The sequence below is a fragment of the Domibacillus robiginosus genome (assembly GCF_000966195.1).
Taxonomy (GTDB): Bacteria; Bacillota; Bacilli; order Bacillales; family Domibacillaceae; genus Domibacillus; species Domibacillus robiginosus.
In genome coordinates, this window is record NZ_LAHL01000018.1 from 1 (window position 1) to 1449 (window position 1449).

Here is a 1449-nt window from a genome sequence, read left to right on the forward strand (position 1 = left end):
CGTGTCCATCAGCGACACGCGCTGGAGGAATGGCTGCATGAGGCGCTTTTGGCCTCATCAGACAGGCCGAAGCGACACGAGCTGATCGCACCCGAGGCTGGACAACACATGGCGTGTAAACGAAAGGTTTTTGCCCATACAATGCAAGCTTCTATCCAGTTTTGAAAGAACACTTCTTTCAAACTTCATAGTCAGGTGGCTACAGCGAAGAGGTCACACCCGTTCCCATCCCGAACACGGCCGTTAAGCTCTTCAGCGCCGATGGTAGTTGGGGGTTTCCCCCTGTGAGAGCAGGACGCCGCCTGGCAAATGAATAATAGATGCTTCTTTTTTATGATTATCATACATAAAAAACGACATTATTTTTCAAAAAAATATTGATTAATAACTTGAAAAATGCTATTATTTCATAGTTGTCACTAATTACTTCTATTCCGCAGTAGCTCAGTGGTAGAGCAATCGGCTGTTAACCGATCGGTCGCAAGTTCGAGTCTTGCCTGCGGAGCCATTTTAACACTCTATCAAATATAAGTTAGGCCCCTTGGTCAAGCGGTTAAGACACCGCCCTTTCACGGCGGTAACACGGGTTCGAATCCCGTAGGGGTCACCATATGGAGGATTAGCTCAGCTGGGAGAGCATCTGCCTTACAAGCAGAGGGTCGGCGGTTCGATCCCGTCATCCTCCACCATTATGCCGGTGTAGCTCAATTGGTAGAGCAACTGACTTGTAATCAGTAGGTTGGGGGTTCAAGTCCTCTTGCCGGCACCACTTACCGAGCCATTAGCTCAGTCGGTAGAGCATCTGACTTTTAATCAGAGGGTCGAAGGTTCGAGTCCTTCATGGCTCACCATATATATGCGGGTGTGGCGGAATTGGCAGACGCACCAGACTTAGGATCTGGCGCCGCAAGGCGTGGGGGTTCAAGTCCCTTCACCCGCACTTTTGCGGAAGTAGTTCAGTGGTAGAACATCACCTTGCCAAGGTGGGGGTCGCGGGTTCGAATCCCGTCTTCCGCTCCAATGAACGATTAAATTACCCTTGCCGGGGTGGCGGAACTGGCAGACGCACAGGACTTAAAATCCTGCGGTAGGTGACTACCGTACCGGTTCGATTCCGGTCCTCGGCACCACTTTACAATCAAATGATTGCGCCTGTAGCTCAATTGGATAGAGTACTTGACTACGAATCAAGCGGTTAGAGGTTCGAGTCCTCTCGGGCGCGCCATTTCATACATAACGATCTGTCATTTAGACGGGAAGTAGCTCAGCTTGGTAGAGCACTTGGTTTGGGACCAAGGGGTCGCAGGTTCGAATCCTGTCTTCCCGATCGTTTTACATGGGGCCTTAGCTCAGCTGGGAGAGCGCCTGCTTTGCACGCAGGAGGTCAGCGGTTCGATCCCGCTAGGCTCCACCAATTATTTCTATATAGTAAGTTGGAGGAATACCCAA

At 50.6% G+C, this 1449-nt stretch carries 11 tRNA genes and 1 rRNA gene; all 12 read left to right on the forward strand.

What is annotated here, in order from left to right:
* Positions 1-191 precede the first annotated feature (191 nt).
* The 12 genes from rrf to VP97_RS12405 all read left to right on the forward strand — a co-directional run bounded on the left by rrf (position 192) and on the right by VP97_RS12405 (position 1414).
* Positions 192-307: ribosomal RNA gene (rrf, locus tag VP97_RS12350) — 5S ribosomal RNA — on the forward strand.
* Positions 308-433: 126 nt separating this feature from the next.
* Positions 434-508: transfer RNA gene (locus VP97_RS12355), tRNA-Asn, on the forward strand.
* 27 nt (positions 509-535) lie between these two features.
* Positions 536-610: transfer RNA gene (locus tag VP97_RS12360), tRNA-Glu, on the forward strand.
* A 3-nt stretch (positions 611-613) separates the two neighbouring features.
* Positions 614-689 (forward strand) — tRNA-Val (locus VP97_RS12365).
* Between the two features lie 4 nt (positions 690-693).
* Positions 694-769 (forward strand) — tRNA-Thr (locus tag VP97_RS12370).
* Between the two features lie 6 nt (positions 770-775).
* Positions 776-851 (forward strand) — tRNA-Lys (locus VP97_RS12375).
* A gap of 7 nt (positions 852-858) precedes the next feature.
* A tRNA-Leu gene (locus VP97_RS12380) sits at positions 859-940 on the forward strand.
* 5 nt (positions 941-945) lie between these two features.
* Positions 946-1020, forward strand: a tRNA-Gly gene (locus VP97_RS12385).
* Between the two features lie 21 nt (positions 1021-1041).
* A tRNA-Leu gene (locus VP97_RS12390) sits at positions 1042-1130 on the forward strand.
* Positions 1131-1148: 18 nt separating this feature from the next.
* Positions 1149-1225 (forward strand) — tRNA-Arg (locus VP97_RS12395).
* A 28-nt stretch (positions 1226-1253) separates the two neighbouring features.
* Positions 1254-1327: transfer RNA gene (locus VP97_RS12400), tRNA-Pro, on the forward strand.
* A gap of 11 nt (positions 1328-1338) precedes the next feature.
* A tRNA-Ala gene (locus tag VP97_RS12405) sits at positions 1339-1414 on the forward strand.
* Positions 1415-1449 lie beyond the last annotated feature (35 nt).